Below are 18,749 nucleotides of genomic sequence, written 5' to 3'. Positions count from 1 at the left end.
GCAGCCCCCTTACTTCACCGCGCCAAAGGTGAGCCCGCGCACGAGCTGCTTCTGGCTGAACCAACCGAGGACGAGAATAGGCGCGATTGCCAGCGTCGAGGCCGCCGACAGTTTTGCCCAGAACAGCCCTTCCGGGCTCGAATAGGACGCAATGAACGTGGTGAGCGGCGCGGCGTTCGAGGTAGACAGGTTCAGCGTCCAGAACGCCTCGTTCCAGGCCAGGATCAGATTGAGCAGCAAGGTCGAGGCGAGGCCCGGGATCGCCATCGGCGTCAGCACATAGACCAGCTCGCGGCCGATCGTGGCGCCGTCCATGCGCGCGGCTTCGAGGATGTCGCGCGGGATCTCCTTGAAATAGGTGAAGAGCATCCAGATCACGATCGGCAGATTGCCGAGGCAGAGGATGAAGACGAGGCCGATGCGGGAATCGAGCAGGCCGAACGTCTTGAAGATCAGGTAGATCGGCACCAGCACGCCGACCGGCGGCATCATCTTGGTCGAGAGCATCCAGAGCAGGATGTCCTTGGTGCGCTTGGTCGGCGAGAACGCCATCGACCAGGCCGCTGGGATCGCGATCAGCAGCGCAATCAGCGTCGAGCCGCCGGCGATGATGATCGAGTTCATCGCGTGGTGGAAATAGTCGCTGCGCTCCTGCACGGTCGCGTAGTTTTCCAGGGTCCAGTGGAAGAACAGGAACGAGGGCGGAATGGCGAAGGCCTCGAGCTCGGTCTTGAAGCTCGCCAGCACCATCCACAGGATCGGGAAGAAGATCAGGAAGCCGAACAGCCAGGCCCCGATCGTCGATATGACCACCCGCTGTCTCGTCGCCATGCGTGCCATGACTTCAGGCCTCCAGGTTGCGGCCGACGATGCGGACGAGGAAGAAGGCGACGATGTTGGCGATCACCACCGCGACGAGACCGCCGGCCGAGGCGCTGCCGACGTCGAACTGGATCAGCGCCTGCGCATAGATCAGGAAGGCGATGTTGGTGGTCGACAGCCCCGGGCCACCGCCCGTGGTGACGTAGATCTCTGCAAACACGGTGAGCAGGAAGATGGTCTCGATCAGGATCACCACCGTGATGGGGCGCGCCAGGTGCGGCAGCGTGATGTAGATGAAGGTGGAGACCGCACTCGCGCCATCCATCTCGGCCGCCTCCTTCTGCTCTTCATCGAGCGACTGCAGCGCGGTGAGCAGGATCAGCGTCGCGAACGGCAACCATTGCCAGGCCACGATCAGGATCACAGAGAACAGCGGCACGTCGTTGAACCAGTCGACCGGCGTCAGTCCGACCAGTTTTGCGAGCCAGGCGAACAGGCCGGACACCGGGTGCATCAAGAGGTTCTTCCAGACCAGCGCGCTCACAGTCGGCATCACGAAGAACGGCGCAATCACCATCAGCCGCACGAAATTGCGCCCGATCACGGGCTGGTCGAGCAGCAGCGCCAGCGGAATGCCGAGCAGGATGGTCAGCGCCAGCACCGAGCCGACCAGCACCAGCGTGTTCTGGAGCGAGGCGAGAAAGGCGGGATCGGTGAGGAAGTAGCGAAAGTTCTCCAGGCCAATAAAGGCCTCGGAGCCGGGATCGAGCAGGCTGTAATGCAGCGTCGAGAAATAGAGCGTCAGCGCGAGCGGGACGATCATCCAGATGAACAGCAATCCGACGGCCGGGGTCAGCAGCGACCTCGCGAGGAATTGCGTCTGCCGGGTTGCCATCCGCGCGCTCCGTTGGCGGGAAGAAGGCGGCCATCCATCCGGGGCTGGGCTGGAGGATGGCCGCCAGTTTGAGCTCAGGAGGGAGAGCTCGGGTTCACTTGATGTAGCCGGCGCGCTTCATCTCGCGCTCGGTTGCCGATTGCGCCGCGGTGAGCGCGGCATCGACCGTCATCGACCCCGCGAGCGCAGCCGAGAACTGCTGGCCGACCTGGGTGCCGATGCCCTGGAATTCGGGGATCGCGGCGTATTGCACGCCGACGTAGGGAACGGGCTTCACTGTCGGCTTGTTGGGATCAGCGGCGTCGATCGAGGCCAGCGTCAGCTTGGCGAACGGCGCGACCTTCAGGTACTCATCGTTCTGGTAGAGCGAGGTGCGCGTGCCCGGCGGCACGTTGGCCCAGCCCTCCTTCGACGCCACCAGCTTGGTGTAGTCCTTGCTGGTTGCCCAGGCGATGAACTTCTCGGCGGCTTCCGTCTTCTTGGAGCCGGCGGGGATCGCGAGATTCCAGGCCCACAGCCAGTTGGCGTTCTTGCCGAGCCCGGTGTTGGGCGCGAGCGCGAAGCCGACCTTGTCGGCGACCTTGGAGTCCTTCGGGTTGGTGACAAAGGACGCCGCGACCGTGGCGTCGATCCACATCGCGCATTTGCCGGCGTTGAACAGCGCCAGATTCTCGTTGAAGCCGTTGGAGCTCGCGCCGGGAGGGCCGGCTTCCTTCATCAGGTTCACGTAGGTCGTGAGCGTCGTCTTCCATTCCGGCGTGTTGAACTGCGGCTCCCATTTCTCGTCGAACCAGCGCGCGCCGTAGGAATTGGCCATCGCCGAGAGGAAGGCCATGTTCTCGCCCCAGCCCGCCTTGCCGCGCAGGCAAATGCCGTAAGTGCCGGCGTTCTTGTCGGTCAGCTTTTTGGCGGCGTCGATGACGAAGTCCCAGGTCGGCTTTTCCGGCATCTTCAGGCCGGCCTTCTCGAACAGGTCGGTGCGATACATCACCATCGAGCTCTCGCCGTAGAAGGGCGCGGCGTAGAGCTTGCCGTCGGCGGAGACCGCGTCCTTGATCTTCGGCAGGAGGTCGGCGACGTCGTAATCGGCGCCGAGATTGGCCAGCGGCACCAGCCAGCCCTTCTTGGCCCAGATCGGCACCTCATAGGTGCCGATGGTGAGCACGTCGAACTGGCCGCCCTTGGTGGCGATGTCGGTGGTGACGCGCTGGCGCAGCACGTTCTCCTCCAGCGTCACCCATTTCACGGCGATATCAGGGTTCTTCTTGGTGAACTCACCCGTCAGCCCCTGCATGCGGATCATGTCGCCATTGTTGACGGTGGCGATGGTCAGGGTTGTTTCGGCCATCGCGGGGACGACCAACAGGACAGACGCGCCGCAGACGGCGCCGAGGACATGTTTCACGGTGACCTCCCTCAATTCGCGCTTTTGAGCATATGCCCACGCGTTGGGCGTATGTTCAACGGAGGGACGGTGCTTGTCAAGCAGGCGCGCGGGCGTTCCAGCAACTTATGAGTGCTGCGGTGCGGGAGGGGTGGAAGTGAATGGAAGCAGATGGCGCGGCTTGCTCCACCTCTCCCGCTTGCGGGAGAGGTCGCATCGCATCGACAGATGCGATGCGGGTGAGGGCTTGCTCCTCTTGGGGAGTCTTGCCAGCGGAAAGACCCTCTCCCCAGCCCTCTCCCGCAAGCGGGAGAGGGAGCGGAGTCCCGCTGCCGTGCCAGCTCCGCCCCTACCGCTCCAGGATCGCCCTCGCCGTCGCCTCGTCCGTGATCAGCCCGTTGATCAGGCCCCCGCTCAACGCCGCGGAGATCGCCGCCACCTTGGCTGCCCCGACGGCGGCGCCGATGGTCGTGGTTTTTGCCGGCACTTCGGGCGGGATGCTGGTGAGGCGCTTGTTGGTGCCGGCCTTGAGCACGCGGCCCTTCGCATCATAGGCCCAGCCGGTGATCTCGCCGATCGCTCCCAGGCGCATCATCTCGAACAATTCGTCGCGGGTGACGAAGCCGTCGACGTGCACCTGCGCCTTCTGATCCATCTGGCCGATGCCGACGAGGCGCAAATCGGCCCTGGCCGCGACCGCCTTCACCTTGGCGATCGGCTCGATGCGCACCATCCTGTTGCGCTCGTCCTCCGACGACATCAGGAAGGGCAGCGGCATCGGATAGTGCCGCGCGCCGGTGCGATCGGCGAGCCGGCCGACGGTGTCGTAGAAGCTCGCCGAGCCGTCGGCGGAGATGTTGCCGACCAGCGAGACGATCTGGTGATTGGGCCGGTCGATCGGCGTGACGCGCTCGACCGCGGCACGCACCGCCCTGCCCGTGCCGAGCGCGACGATGACGGGCGTCTCCGAGCGCAGCGTGGAATCGAGCAGATTGGCGCAGCGCTCGGCAATGCCTGCAGTTGCCTGCGGCGCGGCAGAATCGGCCGGCACCACCTCGCAATGAACGAGGTCGAACCGTTCCTTCAGACGGGCCGCCAGCTCCATGCAGGCGGCGATGGGATGTTCGAGCCGGAAGGTGATCAGCCGTTCGGCGAGGCACAGCGAGACCAGCCGCTGCGCCGAGGCGCGCGAGACCTGGAGCATCTTTGCGATCTCGTCCTGGGTGTGGCCGGCAATGAAATAGAGCCAGCCGGCACGCGCGGCGTCGTCGAGTCTCGACTTGTCGTTCTCGGCGGCCATGCGGGCTCACATCTCCCAGAAATCGCTCATGCGCGCGAAGACCCGATCGGCCCCGGCGGCCGACAATATAGCCCGGCCGTCGCGGCTGCGATAATGGCCGCCGCCGACAAATCCCCAGACGGTCATGCCGGCCGCCTTGCCCGCCTGCACGCCGCTGACGCTGTCCTCGATCACCAGCGTGCGCGAGGGGTCGGCGCGCATCATTTCGGCGGCGTGGAGAAAGAGGTCCGGTGCGGGTTTACCGTGCTTGACCATTTGCGCGGTATAGAGCCGGCCGTCGAAATGCGACGCGAGGCCAGTCACGTCCAACGACAGCGAGACACGATCGAGATCGCTGGATGAGGCGACGCAGCGCGGTGCCTTCAGCGCGGATAGAACGGTGGCAACCTCGGGGATTGGCTGGAGCGACTTCGCAAAGGTCTCAAGCACGCGCGCCTTCAGGCGCGGCAGGAATTCATCGGGTAGTGTTCGTCCACGCTCGCGATAATATTGTCCGATCGCGGCCGTGCTGCGGCCCAGAAACAGCTCGAGCGCCTGCTCCAGGCTGAGCTCGAAATCGAACTCCGCCAGCACCTCGGACAAGCACCGGCAACTCAGCAGCTCGCTGTCGACGAGCACGCCGTCGCAGTCAAAGATGATGAGATCTGGTTTCGACCGGATTTGGTCCATCTGCCCATTCGATCATATACCCATGCGATGAGCAATAGTTCACTCGGGAGCACTTGGTTCGACTGGTTCAATGGGCCACCTGCCGGTAGATCGCCGGCAGCGCCGCGGGCAGTCGCTTGATGTTGCCGACGATGGCATAGCCGCTGCGGCCGAACAGCGTCGGAAAATAGGATTGCGCCGCCGCGTCGATCGTCACGCCGAACACCGCGATGCCGAGCCGGCGCGCCTCCTGCACCGACTTCCTGGTGTCTTCGAGCGCAAAGCGCCCCTCATAATGGTCGACGTCGTTCGGCTTGCCGTCGGTGAGGATGAGCAGCAGCTTCTTGCGCTGCGGCTGGCGCGCAAGCTCGGCGGAGGCGTGGCGGACCGCCGCGCCGATCCGCGTGTAATAGCCGGGCTTGAGCGCACCGATGCGGCGCTCGACCACGCCGCTCATCGGCTCGCCGAACGCCTTGACCGTTTCAAGCCGCACCCAGGACCGCCGGCGCGAGGTGAAGGTCATAATGCTGTGGTGATCGCCGCAGGCCGAGAGGCCGTGGGCGAGCACCAGCAGCGCCTCCTTCTCGACGTCGAGCACGCGGTAGCCATTGGCCCAGGCATCGGTCGAGAGCGAGACGTCGACCAGCAGCGTGACGGCGAGATCGTGCCCTTGCGGGCGCATCGCCATGTGGACACGATCGAGACCAGCGCTGCTGCCGGCGCGAAGGTCACACCTCGCGCGCACCAGCGCGTCGAGGTCGAGGTCGTGCCCGTGGGCCTGGGCCCGCATCAATTCATGGCGCGGCCGCAAGACCTCGAAGCGACGGCGCACCTGGCGGATGTGCCGGCGCATGGTCTCGTCAGGCGTCCAGCTTTCTCCGGTCTCCGAAGCCGGAGCTGCGAGCACGCGGCAATGATCGGGCAGATAAGAGCTGCTGCGATAATCCCATTCGGGATAGGTCAGCTCCGCGTTCAGGCGCGAGGCATCGAGCGCCTCCGGCGGCAGGTCGAGATCGAACCTGAACCGGCTCGCCGGCTTGCCCGTGCGGCGGCTGAGCGTGATCTCCTCCAGGTCGTCGGCCGCTTTCTGCGCGTCCTCGTCCTCGCTGTCGTCCGCGGGGCGATCGACATTGACCATCTCGGCCATCGCCAGGATTTTTTCGAAGCGGTTGAGCACGAAGGGATCGCGGCGGTTGGCGCCGTCCTCGCGCTCGCGCACGGCGAAGCGCTTGCGATTGTCCTCGCTGGCGGGCTCCGCACCAGCAGCGCACTCGTCCTCACCCGCATGTGCGGGCGTGAGCTCGCGCGTCCAGCAATCGCCCCATAGCGGACACGGCAGGATCGGATGATAGCCCGGCGGCGCCTTGTCCGGCAGCGGCGCCGTTCCCATCATCGCCGGCCACAATTGTCCTGCGGGCGCAGGTCCGGCACCGAGCAGGGCGAGAACGATCTGCTCGATCTCCTGCTCGATGCGCGGCAGTGGGCGCCGCGGCCGGGCCTCGGCGGTTGCCGCGGCGAGCTGGGCGTAGTCGGCGACGAGCCCGGGAAACTGCGCGAGCACGAAAACCGCCGTTTCCGCGGCGCGGCGCAGCACGAGCAGATCGCGCCGGAGCGGATCGGTCTCGGCGATCGCCTCGATCGGCGCGACCGCGAACCAGGCCGCGAGCCAGCGATAGAGGCATGCATTGAGCTCGCGGTCGGCGAAAATCGCGATGCTGTCCGGCAGGAAGATGGTTGCAGCGTCGCGGCCCGGCTGTTCGAGGCGCTCGTCACCGAGACCGATGCGTTGCCGCCAGCCGAGCCGATGGTTGGACTTGCGCGCGCCGGCGCTCGCGATCTGCACGCCAGCCTCACCGCCGAGCGCGCGGAACATCACCGCGAGCCTGCTTCTCATCTCGGCAAGCGAGACCGCATGATCGGCGTGAACCGGATAGCTCGCGGTGCCGCCGACCATCTTGTGCCAGGCACGGCCAACCGTCTCCTCCAGTTCGAGGAAGTCGAGCATGGGACCGGCCTCACCCGATCACGGCGCGTGCGACGTCGAGCAGCGCCGCCTTGACGTCGGCATCGTCGGTCAGCGGCTCGATCATGCCGGCGAGCACGGCATCGGCAGTCGGCATGCCCGCGGCAATCAACGTGGCGCAATAGACGACGAGGCGGGTCGACACGCCCTCCTCGAGATCGTGGCCCTTGAGCGCGCGCAGCCGGCCGGCCAGTGCAACCAGCGGCCGCACCCGATCCGGCGACAGCCCGCTCTCGGCCGCGACCACCGCGATCTCCTGCTCTGGGGCTAAGAAACCGAACTCGATGGCGACGAAGCGTTGCCGCGTCGAGGGCTTCAGCGCCTTCAGCAGCGTCTGGTAGCCGGGATTGTAGGAGACCACGAGCATGAATCTCTCAGGCGCGGCGAGCTCTTCGCCGGTGCGCTCCAGCGGCAGGATGCGGCGGTCGTCGGTCAGGGGATGCAGCACGACGGTGACGTCCTTGCGCGCCTCCACGACCTCGTCGAGATAGCAGATGCCGCCCTCGCGCACCGCGCGCGTCAGCGGGCCGTCGGCCCACACGGTATCGCCGCCCCGCAAGAGATAGCGGCCGGTGAGATCGGCCGCGGTGAGATCGTCGTGGCAGGCGACGGTGTGGAGCGGCAGGCCCAGCCGTGCCGCCATATGCGCGACGAAGCGGGTCTTGCCGCAGCCGGTCGGGCCCTTCAGCAGGACCGGAAGCTGATGCCGCCAGGCGTGTCCGAACAGCGCGCATTCATTGCCGCTGGCGACATAAGGCGGCAGCGCCGGCGCCGGCGCAGTGACGGCGTGGAGGGCAGCTTTCATGGTCATTCTCCGCAATTCACATTGAGACGGCGGCCGCGGCGAACCGCGGCCGCCATGTGCGTTTACTCGGCCGGTTGCAACGCGGCCGGAATGGCCGCCGTCTTCTCTCGGCCGGGCACCAGCACGGCCCACACGAACATCAGCGCGGAGATCGCGACGAACACGCCGGAACCGAGCCGGATCCAGTAGAAGAAGGCGAGCTGGTCCTGCACGTCCATGTAGCTCTGGCCGAGGATGCGCTGCAGATGGACCTGGATCACACCGGCGAAGGTCAGCGCGAAGGTCATGGTCATCATGGCCGTGCACATGATCCAGAAGCTCGCCATGCTGAGCCACTGGTTATAGGGCGCACGTCCCCTGAGCTGCGGGATCGCGTAGGCCATCACCGACAGGTTCAGCATCACGTAAGCGCCGAAGAAGGCGAGATGGCCGTGCGCGGCGGTGACCTGGGTGCCATGGGTGTAGTAGTTCACCGAGGACAGCGTGTGCAGGAAGCCCCAGACGCCGGCCCCCAGGAACGCCATCACCGAGCAACCGACCGACCACAGCAGCGCGGCGCGGTTCGGATGCTTGCGGCCGGCCTTCCAGGTCATCTGCACCGTGAAGATCACCATGGTGAAGAACGGCGCGACCTCGAGCGTGGAGAACAGCGAGCCGATCCACTGCCAGTAGCCGGGCGCGCCGATCCAGTAGAAGTGATGGCCGGTGCCGAGGATGCCGGAGAACAGCGCCAGGCCAATGATGACATAGAGCCACTTCTCCACCACCTCGCGGTCGATGCCGTTGAGCTTGATCATGAGATAGGCGAGCACGGAGGCCATGATCAGCTCCCAGACGCCCTCGACCCAGAGATGGACGACATACCACCAGTACATCTTGTCGACCGCGAGGTTCGCCGGATTGTAGAAGGCGAACAGGAAGAAGATCGCAACGCCCCACAGGCCGAACAGCAGAATGTTGGTGACCGTGGTCTTGCGCCCCTTCAGCGCCGTCATGGTGACGTTGAACAGGAACATCAGGCAGACGACAACGATGCCGACCTTGATGATGAAGGGCTGCTCGAGGAATTCGCGGCCCTCATGATAGTGGAAGAGATAGCCGACCACGGCGACGCCCGCCGCGCCGAAGAACATCCAGAACTGGATCTTCGCGAGCAGCGGGCTGAAAAGCTCGGTCTCGGTTTCCTCGGGCAGCAGGAAATAGGTCGCGCCCATGAAGCCGATCAGCGACCACACGATCAACGCGTTGGTATGGATCATCCTGACGATGTTGAACGGCAGGAGGGTCGAGAGCGTGTTGGGCAGGACGTAGATGGTTCCGGCGAGCAGGCCGAACAGGACCTGGGCCAGGAACAGCGTCAGCGCGCCGTAGAAATACAGAATCGCGACTTTCTGGGTTTGGTATTTCATCTCGGTTCTCTCTAGTCTTGAAAGAGGAAAGTCGCGTGCTCTAGCCCGCCTTGTTCGGCGGCCATTCCTGGCGCTTGATCGTCGAGGTCCATTGCAGGAAGTCGGCGAGATCGTTGAGCTCCTGGTCGGTGAGGTTGAACTGCGGCATCTGCCGCCGGCCCGGTGCGCCCGAGGGCTGCGCCTGCATCCAGGCCTTCAGCGTCTCGCGCGCGCCGGCCGGATCCTCCTTGCCGCCCCAGCGATCCCAGACGTTGCCGACCTCGGGCGCGAAATAGGCGCCCTCGCCCAGCAGCGTGTGGCAGTTGATGCAGGAGTTCTTCTCCCAGACATGCTTGCCGCGGGCGACCGACGAGGTCAGCGTGGTCGCGTCGGTCGAGCTCGTGGCCATGTAGTAATGGCTGTGCGCCGTCAGCCCTATGAAGATGGCGAAGAAAAAGGCCGAGCCGCCGTAGAACACGTTTCGAGCGGCCGACTTGGTCAGGCGTTCAGCCATTGCCAATCCTTTCCGGTTGTTTCTGCGAAATAGCGATGCGGCGATTTATTGCCGCTTGGCCCGCCCCGTTCTTTGTCAGGGCGCAATGAGCGCGTCAGATCAGGCCGACGACGGCGGAGGCGAGCCAGGCGAGCAGGAGCACGATCAGGATCCAGGCGCTGACGAGACCGCGCCAATGCGCGGGCGCAGCGCGAAGGTCCATGAAGTCGAGCGCGATCCGGCGGCCCTTGAGCGCGGCCAAGGCCAGCAACAGGGCGTTGCCGAGCAGCGGCCGCGGCATCAACGGCGGCAGCGCGATCGTTGCGAGCGCGAGGCCGATCAGCACGAGCCAGGCGATGTCGAGGCGATCCAGATTCATCAGCGCACCAGATAGAGAACCGGGAACATGACGATCCAGACCAGATCGACCATGTGCCAGAACGCGGCGCCCGTCTCGACGCCCACTGTCTCGGCTCGGCGGCAGACCACGGCGAGGATGATGATGCCGAGGCCGACATGCAGCAGATGAAAGCCGGTCAGGAGGAAGTAGAGCGTGAAGAACGGGCTGGTTTCGAGCCCGACGCCGCGCCCGATCTCTTCGGCGTATTCGGCGAGCTTGATCGCAATGAAGAGGCCTCCCAGCGCCATCGCGCCGAGAAGCCAGCGGCGCGACGCCCGCCTCTCGCTGGCCCGCGCGGCTTTCGTGGCCCGGGCCGCAACCCAGCCGCTGGTCACCAGCACGACGGTATTGAGGCCGGCGAGATCTAGATTGAGCGCCGCCTGCCCGGCCGCGAACAGTGCGGGGTGGATCGCGCGGGCGACGACGAAGGCGCCGAGGAACAGGCCGAAAGCCACGAGCTCGCTGAAGATCAGCACCCAGATCATGGATCGCCGGGGAGATCCTCCAGAATTCCCCAACCGGTTCCCTGTTGTTCGCACTCCGCCGTCGACATCGTCTTTCCGGATCAGGACACCGGAAAGGCTTAGCTCGCCCGTCCAGTTCGGAATTTGTCGCAGGACAAACTGGAGAACGCCGGAGCGCGTTGTTTGCGCCGACGCAACGTCCGGCGGGCCGGAACGCGCTACGAAGGGCTCAGAGTTCACAGGGAGTGACGATATGAGCGATGCACAGATCGGGCTGATGACGGCGACACCCATCATCATCGCCTTCGCCATCGCGCTCCGGCGCATGGGGGTGCTGTCGACGGTCGCGACCGCGTCGGCGGTAAGCCTCTCCGTCGCGATCGCGACGGTGCTGTTCACGACCCAGTAACCCGGACGCCGCGGATCGGGGGCGCGATCAGCTCTCGCCGGATCGCCGATCGGGCGCCGTTCTCGGCAGGACCAGCTGAATCCGCGTGCCCTCGCCGGGCTTGCTTTCGAGCCGGAGTTGTCCGCCCAATCGATCCACGACGATGCTGTGCACGATGTGCAGGCCAAGGCCGCTCGCGCCGTCATGTCGGCGTGTGGTGAAGAAAGGATCGAAGGCCCGCCGCTCCACGTCGGGCGCCATGCCGCAACCGTCGTCGGCAAACAGCAGCTCGATATGCCCGTGGCCTGCCGCGCGCAGCGAGACGTCGATCTTCCCTCCTCCGCCGCCAGCGAAGGCATGCGTCATCGCATTGACGGCGAGATTGGTGAGCACCTGCCCGAACGGACCCGGATAGCTGTCCATGGCCAACTTTGGCTCGCAGCGCAGGCCAAGCGCGATGTCGCGCGTGCGCAGCTGCCGCTCGAACTGGGAGAGAACCTGGCCGGTCAGTTCACCCGCATCGAAGCTGCGCCGGTGTGACCGGGTCTGATCGGCCGCCACCTGCTTGAAGGACTGCACTCGTTCGGCGGCGCGGCCGAGATTGTTGACCAGCTGCGCCGAGGCATCGCCCACCAGCTCCAGAAAACCCGTCAATGTCGAACGCTTGAGATTGCCTCGCGCGACCTCCGCGGCGAACTGCTGGGCCTTGCGCTGGAGCGTCGAGGCGACCGTCAGGCTGCTGCCCAGCGGTGTGTTGATCTCGTGCGCGACACCGGCGACCATGTGCCCGAGCGCAGCCAGCTTTTCCGCCTCGATCAGGGTGTCCTGGATATCGCGTAGATGGCGAAGCGCGGTCTCAGCGGCGTCCCTGGCGCTGCGAACCTCCCGCTCGGCGCGCTTGCGTTCGGTGATCTCCTCCGCCGCCACGTTGACCGCGACGATCTCGCCGTCCGGCATTCGCAGCGGGTGCCAATAGGTGACCCAGGAACGCTCCTCGACCTGATCGGCCCGCTGCCCCGCCACCTCGATACCGATCACCGGCTCGCCCGTCGCGACGATCGAGCGCACAATCTGCTCGACGGAATCCGCCAGGGCCGGCACGCAGTCCCTGACCGTGTGCCCAAGATGGCCTTCGACGGATATGCCGCAGATTTCAGTCAGACGCTGGTTGATCAGCAAATAGCGGCAGTCCGGTGACAGACAGGCCAGCCCGATCGGGGCAGTGTCGTAGATCAGCTGCAACGCCGGCAACGTCGAGACCAGCATCACCTCCGAAGCCGGCGATGACCCCACTGTACGCGCCACTCAGGTTCCCCGTAATCACTTGCGCCAACCGCATGAAATTCGCGCGAAACTCGTTGCCAGTTGATCTAGATCAAGAAGGCGCGCCGGCGCCTCTCTCTCCGAGGCTTGGCGTGAATCGCCTTGATCAGAACAGAACAAAGGCCCCGATCAACAAACCTGCAGCAAAGGAGCAGAGCCCCAGGGTGCAGACGGAAACGATCCGCACGAGGATGCGAAGCCGCCCCTCAAATTCGTCGTCCGTCATCTCGCGGATATGAGCCGCCACTGGTGCTGACCTGCCCGTGCCCTGCTCGGCCCCCCGAATCTAGCCCCCAAATCATGGTCATCGCGAGGCAGCGGACCCGGTCGCGATGCCGAAGCCGTGATCGAAATCGACGAAAATTGTAACCGCCTGGCGCGGGCGGCGCCAGAGCCTCACCTCCGCGACGTGATTTTACGCCTACCTTCGCTGGTTATACACGTCGATGCACACCGCTCCCAGCAGCACCAGGCCCTTGATGACCTGCTGGTAGTCGATACCGATGCCGAGGATGGACATGCCGTTGTTCATCACGCCCATGATCATGGCGCCGACCACGGCGCCGCCGACGCGCCCGACGCCGCCATAGGCCGAGGCACCGCCGATGAAGCAGGCGGCGATGACGTCGAGCTCGAAGCCGAGGCCGGCCTTGGGCGTTGCGGTGTTCAGCCGCGCGGCGAAGACGAGGCCGGCGAGCGCGGCGAGCACGCCCATGTTGACGAAGGTGAGGAAGGTCAGCCGCTCGGTCTTGATGCCCGACAGGCTGGCCGCCTTGGCGTTGCCGCCGACCGCGTAGATCTGCCGGCCGATCACGGTGCGGCGGGTGACGAAGCCGTAGAGCGCGATCAGCGCAGTCATGATCACCAGCACGTTGGGCAGGCCGCGATGCGAGGCGATCAGGTAGGTGAAATAGAGCACGGCGCAGGCGAGCAGAATGCTCTTGCCGAGGAAGAACGCGTAAGGCTCGACCTCGATGCCGTGCGACTGCTCGCGCGACCTCCCCTTGGCGCTGGCATAGACGAGGCCGAGCGCGAGCACGGCGCCGATCAGCATCGATGTCGGATGCAGCGTGCCGGCCTCGGGCAGCAGCTCCGGAATGAAGCCCGACGACAGCTTCTGGAAGGTCGGCGGGAACGGCCCGAGCGACTGGCCCTGCAGCACCGCAAGCGCAAGACCCTTGAACACCAGCATGCCCGCCAGCGTGACGATGAAGGACGGGATCTTGAAGTAGGCCACCCAATAGCCCTGCGCCGCGCCGATGGCGGCGCCGAGCGCGAGGCAGGCGATGAAGGCGAGCGTGTAGTCGACCTTGTAGGTCACCATGAGAAGCGCGGCCACGGCGCCGATGAAGCCCGCGACCGAGCCGACCGAGAGGTCGATATGGCCGGTGACGATCACCAGCAGCATACCCAGCGCCATGATGACGATGTAGCTGTTCTGGAGAACCAGATTGGTGAGGTTGAGCGGCTGGAGCAGGGTCCCGCCGGTCATGACCTGGAAAAACAGCATGATCGCGATCAGAGAGATCAGCATGCCGTAATTGCGCAGATTGTTCTTGATGAAGCTGCCGTGCCGGCGCTCCTCGGGCAGCGAAACCGTCTTGTCGGTCATGGCTGCGATCCTCCCATCTCCGCGGCCTCAGGCACGCTGTTGCTTCGTTCGTTGCGCATGATGGCGCGCATGATCTTTTCCTGTGTCGCTTCAGCGCCCTTGAACTCACCGACGAAGGCGCCGTCGTTCATGACGCAGATGCGGTCGCAGATGCCGAGCAGCTCGGGCATCTCCGAGGAGATCACCACGACGCCGCGGCCGGCTTCCGCCAGCTCGTTGATGATACAGTAAATCTCGTATTTGGCACCGACGTCGATGCCCCTTGTCGGCTCGTCCAGGATCAGGACCTTGGGATCGGTCATCAGCCATTTCGACAGCACCACCTTCTGCTGGTTACCGCCGGAGAGCTGGCCGGTCTCCTGGTAGACGTCGGAGCAGCGGATGCGCATGCGGTTGCGGTAGTCGCTGGCGACCTTCAGCTCGGCGATGTCGTCGATCACCCTGCCCGGCGCGACCTGGTCGAGGCTCGCCAGCGTGATGTTCTTGCGGACGTCGTCGGCAAGGATCAGGCCGAGCTGCTTGCGGTCCTCGGTAACATAGGCAAGGCCGGCATCGATCGCCGCGGCAACGCTCGGCAGCGCGATCTCGCGGCCTTCGAGCTTGATGCTGCCGCTGATATTGGTGCCCCAGGAGCGGCCGAACAGGCTCATGGCGAATTCGGTGCGCCCCGCCCCCATCAGGCCGGCAATGCCGACGACCTCGCCGCGCCTGACGCCGAAATTAACGTTCTTGATCACCTGCCGCTCGGGATGGATGGGGTGATAGACCGACCAGTTCGCGACATCGAGCACGGGCTCGCCGATCGTCACGCTACGCTCCGGGAAACGGTGCGCCATATCCCGGTTGACCATGCTGCGGATGATGCGGTCTTCCTGGATCGGCTCGGCACGGCAGTCGATGCTGTCGACGGTGCGGCCGTCACGCAGCACGGTGATGTGGTCGGCGACCTTGGCGACCTCGTTGAGCTTGTGCGAGATCAGGATCGATCCGATGCCCTGCTCGCGGAAGGCCATGAGGCGTTCGAGCAGCGCAGCGCTGTCGGCCTCGTTGAGGCTCGCGGTCGGCTCATCCAGGATCAGCATGCGCACGCGCTTGGAGAGCGCCTTGGCGATCTCGACCAGCTGCTGCTTGCCGACGCCGAGATCTGTGATCAGCGTATCCGGCGATTCCCTCAGGCCGACCTGCGCCAGCAGCTCGCGCGTGCGCCGGTAGACCTCGTCGCGGTCGATCACGCCGAACTTCGACGGCGGATGCGACAGGAAGATGTTTTCGGCGATCGACATCAAGGGGATCAACGCCAGCTCCTGATGGATGATGATGATGCCGAGCGCCTCGGAATCGTTGATGTCACGGAAGCGGCGTTCCTCACCCTCGAAGACGATAGTGCCCTCGTAGCTGCCCGCCGGATAGACGCCGCTCAGCACCTTCATCAGCGTCGACTTGCCGGCGCCGTTCTCGCCGACGAGGGCGTGGATCTGCCCGGCCTGAACCGAGAAATTGACGTCGCGCAGCGCCTGCACACCGGCAAAGCTCTTGCTGACGTTTTGCATCTCCAGCATGGCGGTCATTGTGTCATGTCCCTAAATCGCCGTCGTTCCGGGGCGCCCGAAGGGCGAACCCGGAACCTCGAGATTCTCAGGTGCGCAATTGCGCACCTGAGTTCGATGCTGCGCATCGCCCCGGAATGACGGAGTAGCAACTCTTACTGGAACTGCGACTTCTTGTAGTAGCCGCTGTCGACCAGCGTCTTCTCCCAATTGTCCTTGTAGACCACGACCGGCTTGAGCAGATAGGACGGCACGGTCTTGACGCCGTTCTCGTAGGTCTTGCTGTCGTTGACCGTCACCTGCTTGCCGGCAAGCGCGGCGTCGACCATGTCGGCGGTCACCTTGGCGAGGTCGCGGGTGTCCTTGAAGATGGTCGAGTACTGGTCGCCGCGCAGCATGGCCTTGATCGACGGCACCTCGGCGTCCTGGCCCGAGATAACAGGCATCGGCTGGTCGGCGCTGCCGTAGCCGACGCCCTTCAGCGAGGAGATGATGCCAATCGAGAGGCCATCATAGGGCGACAGCACGGCGTTGACCTTCTTGTTGCCGTAGTAGGCGCTGAGCAGATTGTCCATGCGGGCCTGGGCGGTGGCGCCGTCCCAGCGCAGGGTCGCGACCTTGTCCATGCCCATCTGGCCGGACACGACGACGAGCTTGCCGCTGTCGATGTACGGCTTCAGCACGCTCATCGCACCGTTGTAGAAGAAGTAGGCGTTGTTGTCGTCGGGCGAGCCGCCGAACAGCTCGATGTTGAAGGGGCCCTTGCCGTCCTTCAGGCCGAGGCCCTGCACGAGCGACTCCGCCTGGAGCACGCCGACCTGGAAATTGTCGAAGGTCGCGTAATAGTCGACGTTCGGCGTTCCGCGGATCAGGCGGTCATAGGCGATCACGGTGATGCCTTTTGCTTTCGCCTGCTTGAGCACGTCGGACAGCGTGGTGCCGTCGATCGCGGCGATCACCAGCGCCTTGGCGCCCTTGGTCACCATGTTCTCGACCTGCGAGAGCTGGTTCGGAATGTCGTCCTCGGCATATTGCAGGTCGGTGTTGTAGCCGCGCTCCTTCAGCACCTTGACCATGTTGTTGCCGTCGTCGATCCAGCGCGCCGACGATTTGGTCGGCATGGAAATGCCGACGGTTGCCTTGTCCTGCGCGGTGGCGGACAGGCCCGTGGCCATCGTCGCAGCGCCGGCGAGCGCCAGCGCGAGGAATGTCGTCTTCAGTTTCAGCATGTTTCACTCCCTTGGGTGTCAGACTGTTTCTTCGTGTCGTCGAGAACGGAGGTCGGTTGCTTGGGGTCTCCTATGCGAGCTTGACATCGGGCTCCGCGCGACCGCGCGCGGATGCTTCGAGCAGGAAGGTGCAGCCGGCTTGCGGATCGGCGGCGCGTGCCGCCGCGTCCATGTCCTGCCAGGCCGAGGTGACGAGCAGGCGCGACAGGTCGGGGCCGACGAAGGCCGGGCAACTCGCCTGCTTCGCCGGCACGCCGATCGAGCGCAGGCGTTCGCCTTGCGGCGAGTAGACATCGACGCGGCTCGCGCCCCAGCAGGCATTCCAGATCTGCCCATCGGCGTCGCACACCGAGCCGTCGAGGCCGCCGATGCCGCTGTGGCGCAGCAGCACCTCCGGTTCGCCGCGCGGCAGGCCGGTCGCGGGGTTGAGCGGGACGGCGTAGAGCATGGCGCGCGGGGTATCGGTGAAATAGCCGGTGGCGCCATCGGGCGAGAAGCAGATCGAATTGGGAATGCTGATGCCGGGAAACAGCGTCGAGATCTTGCCGCGATGGAGCGCGTAGATCGCCCCCGCCTTCGGCTCGGCCTTCTTGCCCATGGTGCCGATCCAGAATGTGCCGGACTGGTGCACGCGGCAATCGTTTGAGCGCGTCGCCGGGTTGTCCGCCTCGAGCGGACAGAACAACGTCATGGCGCCGTCCGCGAGCTTGCGGATATAGAGCCCGTCTTCCGCCACGATCAACTGCCGCTCGGCGTCGATGCGCCCGAGCGCGCTCGCCATCCGGCCGAGCGCGTGGATACGGACAGAGCCGCTACCGAGCTGCGCCTCGAACAGCTTGCCTTCGCGGATATCGAACCACCAGGCGGTGTCGGTGGTCGCATCATAGGTCGGCCCTTCGCCGAGATGACATTGCTCGGCGGATAGAACCGAGGTCGGCACCTGTTCCATCATGACGCCCTCACTCCAAAGCGATAGACGGTGTGATGCCGGTAGACTTGGCCGGGATCGAGGCGCGGGCTCGGAAAGTCCGGCCGGTTCGGTGCGTCGGGCCAGATGTGCGGCTCCAGGCACATGGCGTCCGACTGCCGGATCAGCTTGCCGCCCTTGCCCGAGATCGTGCCGTCGAGGTAGTTGCCGGAATAGACCTGAAGCCCGGGCTGATTGGTGAGCAGCTCCATGACGCGTCCCGAGCGCGGTGCCTCCAGCCGCGCGGCGAGCGCAAGCATGCCATCGCGGCCGAGGCAATAGGTATGGTCGTAGCCCCTGCCGTTGCGCAATTGCGGATCGCTTTCGCGGATGCGCTCGCTGACGGCGTGCGGATGGCGGAAGTCGAACGGCGTGCCGGCCACCGCGCGCGGCGGCTCCGGCAGCGGAATGGCGGTGGGATCGATGGCGAGGAAATGCTCGGCCGCGACCGTCAAGCGATGGTCGAGAATGGACGTGCCTGACGTGGCGCCTTCCAGATTGAAGAAGCTATGGTTGGTCAGGTTGACGATGGTCGGCCGGTCGGTTCGCGCTTCCATCGCCAGCGACAGCTCGGTCGGGCCCGTGATGCGATAGGTCAGGCGGACGTCGAGCTTGCCGGGATAATTCTCCTCACCATGGGGACTGGAATAGGTGAGCGTCACCGCGGGCTCGACGCCCTCGTCGATCGCGGCAATCTCCCAGAGCTTGCGATCGAAACCATCGAGACCGCCGTGCAGCGCGTTCGGGCCGTTGTTGACGGGGAGCTGCACCGTTTCGCCGTCGAGCGAGAATTGTCCCTTTGCGATGCGGTTGGCATAGCGGCCGACGGTGGCGCCCAAGAACTTCCGTTCGGCGAGATAGCCGGCGAAGTCGTCATGGCCAAGCACGACGTCGTCGTAACCACCTTTGGTATCAGGCGCGATCAGCGCCTGGATCACCGCGCCATGGGTGATGATGCGAGCCTCGAAGCCGCCCTGCCCGCGCAGCACGATGCGTTCGACCTTGCGGCCGTCGGGCAGTGTTCCGAAGACGTCCTTTTCTATTTTCCTTGAGCCGGCCAT

At 65.1% G+C, this 18,749-nt stretch carries 17 protein-coding genes and 1 pseudogene; 1 reads left to right on the top strand and 17 read right to left on the bottom strand.

What is annotated here, in order from left to right:
- Positions 1-9: 9 nt before the first annotated feature.
- The 11 genes and pseudogenes from IQ16_RS06735 to IQ16_RS06680 form a co-directional block, all read right to left on the bottom strand.
- Positions 10-840: a carbohydrate ABC transporter permease gene (locus IQ16_RS06735; protein ID WP_018647677.1), complete on the bottom strand. Its 831-nt coding sequence runs from the start codon at positions 838-840 to the stop codon at positions 10-12.
- A gap of 4 nt (positions 841-844) precedes the next feature.
- Positions 845-1,717, bottom strand: a complete 873-nt coding sequence (locus IQ16_RS06730) for a carbohydrate ABC transporter permease (RefSeq protein ID WP_018647678.1) — start codon at positions 1,715-1,717, stop codon at positions 845-847.
- Positions 1,718-1,811: 94 nt separating this feature from the next.
- Positions 1,812-3,122 carry an ABC transporter substrate-binding protein gene (locus IQ16_RS06725; RefSeq protein ID WP_018647679.1) on the bottom strand — a complete coding sequence of 437 codons (1,311 nt, stop codon included), beginning with the start codon at positions 3,120-3,122 and terminating at the stop codon, positions 1,812-1,814.
- A gap of 328 nt (positions 3,123-3,450) precedes the next feature.
- A complete protein-coding gene (locus IQ16_RS06715; protein WP_018647680.1) occupies positions 3,451-4,401 on the bottom strand; it encodes a sugar-binding transcriptional regulator in 951 nt (316 codons plus the stop codon).
- A 6-nt stretch (positions 4,402-4,407) separates the two neighbouring features.
- Complete coding sequence (locus IQ16_RS06710) at positions 4,408-5,070, bottom strand: HAD family hydrolase (protein WP_018647681.1); 663 nt, start codon at positions 5,068-5,070, stop codon at positions 4,408-4,410.
- 67 nt (positions 5,071-5,137) lie between these two features.
- On the bottom strand, positions 5,138-7,054 hold the full coding sequence (locus tag IQ16_RS06705; RefSeq protein ID WP_018647682.1) for a nitric oxide reductase activation protein NorD: 1,917 nt from the start codon (positions 7,052-7,054) through the stop codon (positions 5,138-5,140).
- A 10-nt stretch (positions 7,055-7,064) separates the two neighbouring features.
- Positions 7,065-7,877, bottom strand: a complete 813-nt coding sequence (locus tag IQ16_RS06700; RefSeq protein ID WP_026312759.1) for a CbbQ/NirQ/NorQ/GpvN family protein — start codon at positions 7,875-7,877, stop codon at positions 7,065-7,067.
- A gap of 62 nt (positions 7,878-7,939) precedes the next feature.
- Positions 7,940-9,286, bottom strand: a complete 1,347-nt coding sequence (locus IQ16_RS06695; RefSeq protein WP_018647684.1) for a cbb3-type cytochrome c oxidase subunit I — start codon at positions 9,284-9,286, stop codon at positions 7,940-7,942.
- Positions 9,287-9,326: 40 nt separating this feature from the next.
- Entirely contained in the window at positions 9,327-9,779 is a 453-nt protein-coding gene (locus tag IQ16_RS06690) for a c-type cytochrome (protein WP_018647685.1), read from the bottom strand.
- A gap of 94 nt (positions 9,780-9,873) precedes the next feature.
- Entirely contained in the window at positions 9,874-10,137 is a 264-nt protein-coding gene (locus tag IQ16_RS06685; protein WP_018647686.1) for a cytochrome C oxidase subunit IV family protein, read from the bottom strand.
- Positions 10,137-10,711, bottom strand: a pseudogene (locus IQ16_RS06680) (cytochrome c oxidase subunit 3 family protein). Before IQ16_RS06680 ends, IQ16_RS06685 begins: the two are co-directional and overlap by 1 nt.
- A 164-nt stretch (positions 10,712-10,875) precedes the next feature.
- On the opposite strand from IQ16_RS06680, the gene IQ16_RS45515 reads away from it, so the two are divergent.
- Positions 10,876-11,031: a hypothetical protein gene (locus tag IQ16_RS45515; protein WP_167526305.1), complete on the top strand. Its 156-nt coding sequence runs from the start codon at positions 10,876-10,878 to the stop codon at positions 11,029-11,031.
- Positions 11,032-11,058: 27 nt separating this feature from the next.
- On the opposite strand, the gene IQ16_RS06675 is transcribed toward IQ16_RS45515, so the two are convergent.
- The 6 genes from IQ16_RS06675 to IQ16_RS06650 all read right to left on the bottom strand — a co-directional run bounded on the left by IQ16_RS06675 (position 11,059) and on the right by IQ16_RS06650 (position 18,749).
- On the bottom strand, positions 11,059-12,276 hold the full coding sequence (locus IQ16_RS06675; protein WP_145831317.1) for a sensor histidine kinase: 1,218 nt from the start codon (positions 12,274-12,276) through the stop codon (positions 11,059-11,061).
- Between the two features lie 478 nt (positions 12,277-12,754).
- Positions 12,755-13,945 carry a multiple monosaccharide ABC transporter permease gene (gene mmsB, locus IQ16_RS06670; protein WP_018647691.1) on the bottom strand — a complete coding sequence of 397 codons (1,191 nt, stop codon included), beginning with the start codon at positions 13,943-13,945 and terminating at the stop codon, positions 12,755-12,757.
- The gene (gene mmsA, locus IQ16_RS06665) at positions 13,942-15,513 is read right to left on the bottom strand and encodes a multiple monosaccharide ABC transporter ATP-binding protein (RefSeq protein ID WP_018647692.1); all 1,572 of its coding nucleotides are present in this window, start codon (positions 15,511-15,513) and stop codon (positions 13,942-13,944) included. Before mmsA ends, mmsB begins: the two co-directional genes overlap by 4 nt.
- A 134-nt stretch (positions 15,514-15,647) precedes the next feature.
- Positions 15,648-16,721 carry a multiple monosaccharide ABC transporter substrate-binding protein gene (chvE, locus tag IQ16_RS06660; RefSeq protein ID WP_018647693.1) on the bottom strand — a complete coding sequence of 358 codons (1,074 nt, stop codon included), beginning with the start codon at positions 16,719-16,721 and terminating at the stop codon, positions 15,648-15,650.
- A gap of 70 nt (positions 16,722-16,791) precedes the next feature.
- Positions 16,792-17,670 carry an SMP-30/gluconolactonase/LRE family protein gene (locus IQ16_RS06655; protein WP_026312760.1) on the bottom strand — a complete coding sequence of 293 codons (879 nt, stop codon included), beginning with the start codon at positions 17,668-17,670 and terminating at the stop codon, positions 16,792-16,794.
- Complete coding sequence (locus IQ16_RS06650; RefSeq protein ID WP_018647695.1) at positions 17,670-18,749, bottom strand: aldose epimerase family protein; 1,080 nt, start codon at positions 18,747-18,749, stop codon at positions 17,670-17,672. The genes IQ16_RS06655 and IQ16_RS06650 overlap by 1 nt, the downstream gene beginning before the upstream one ends.

It is taken from the genome of Bradyrhizobium huanghuaihaiense, from assembly GCF_007830635.1.
GTDB classification, from domain to species: domain Bacteria; phylum Pseudomonadota; class Alphaproteobacteria; order Rhizobiales; family Xanthobacteraceae; genus Bradyrhizobium; species Bradyrhizobium huanghuaihaiense.
The sequence above is the reverse complement of the archived record's forward strand: the minus strand, read 5'-3'. Positions and strand labels throughout refer to the sequence as shown.

Excerpts from the sequence above, each read along its gene's own strand:
- IQ16_RS06705 (WP_018647682.1), bottom strand. The coding sequence starts at position 7,054 with ATGCTCGACTTCCTCGAACTGGAGGAGACGGTTGGCCGTGCCTGGCAC.
- IQ16_RS06710 (WP_018647681.1), bottom strand. The coding sequence starts at position 5,070 with ATGGACCAAATCCGGTCGAAACCAGATCTCATCATCTTTGACTGCGAC.
- IQ16_RS06695 (WP_018647684.1), bottom strand. The coding sequence starts at position 9,286 with ATGAAATACCAAACCCAGAAAGTCGCGATTCTGTATTTCTACGGCGCG.
- IQ16_RS45515 (WP_167526305.1), top strand. The coding sequence starts at position 10,876 with ATGAGCGATGCACAGATCGGGCTGATGACGGCGACACCCATCATCATC.
- IQ16_RS06650 (WP_018647695.1), bottom strand. The coding sequence starts at position 18,749 with ATGGCCGGCTCAAGGAAAATAGAAAAGGACGTCTTCGGAACACTGCCC.
- mmsB (WP_018647691.1), bottom strand. The coding sequence starts at position 13,945 with ATGACCGACAAGACGGTTTCGCTGCCCGAGGAGCGCCGGCACGGCAGC.
- IQ16_RS06735 (WP_018647677.1), bottom strand. The coding sequence starts at position 840 with ATGGCACGCATGGCGACGAGACAGCGGGTGGTCATATCGACGATCGGG.
- mmsA (WP_018647692.1), bottom strand. The coding sequence starts at position 15,513 with ATGACCGCCATGCTGGAGATGCAAAACGTCAGCAAGAGCTTTGCCGGT.
- IQ16_RS06655 (WP_026312760.1), bottom strand. The coding sequence starts at position 17,670 with ATGGAACAGGTGCCGACCTCGGTTCTATCCGCCGAGCAATGTCATCTC.
- IQ16_RS06700 (WP_026312759.1), bottom strand. The coding sequence starts at position 7,877 with ATGAAAGCTGCCCTCCACGCCGTCACTGCGCCGGCGCCGGCGCTGCCG.
- IQ16_RS06715 (WP_018647680.1), bottom strand. The coding sequence starts at position 4,401 with ATGGCCGCCGAGAACGACAAGTCGAGACTCGACGACGCCGCGCGTGCC.
- IQ16_RS06730 (WP_018647678.1), bottom strand. The coding sequence starts at position 1,717 with ATGGCAACCCGGCAGACGCAATTCCTCGCGAGGTCGCTGCTGACCCCG.
- IQ16_RS06685 (WP_018647686.1), bottom strand. The coding sequence starts at position 10,137 with ATGAATCTGGATCGCCTCGACATCGCCTGGCTCGTGCTGATCGGCCTC.
- IQ16_RS06690 (WP_018647685.1), bottom strand. The coding sequence starts at position 9,779 with ATGGCTGAACGCCTGACCAAGTCGGCCGCTCGAAACGTGTTCTACGGC.
- IQ16_RS06675 (WP_145831317.1), bottom strand. The coding sequence starts at position 12,276 with ATGCTGGTCTCGACGTTGCCGGCGTTGCAGCTGATCTACGACACTGCC.
- chvE (WP_018647693.1), bottom strand. The coding sequence starts at position 16,721 with ATGCTGAAACTGAAGACGACATTCCTCGCGCTGGCGCTCGCCGGCGCT.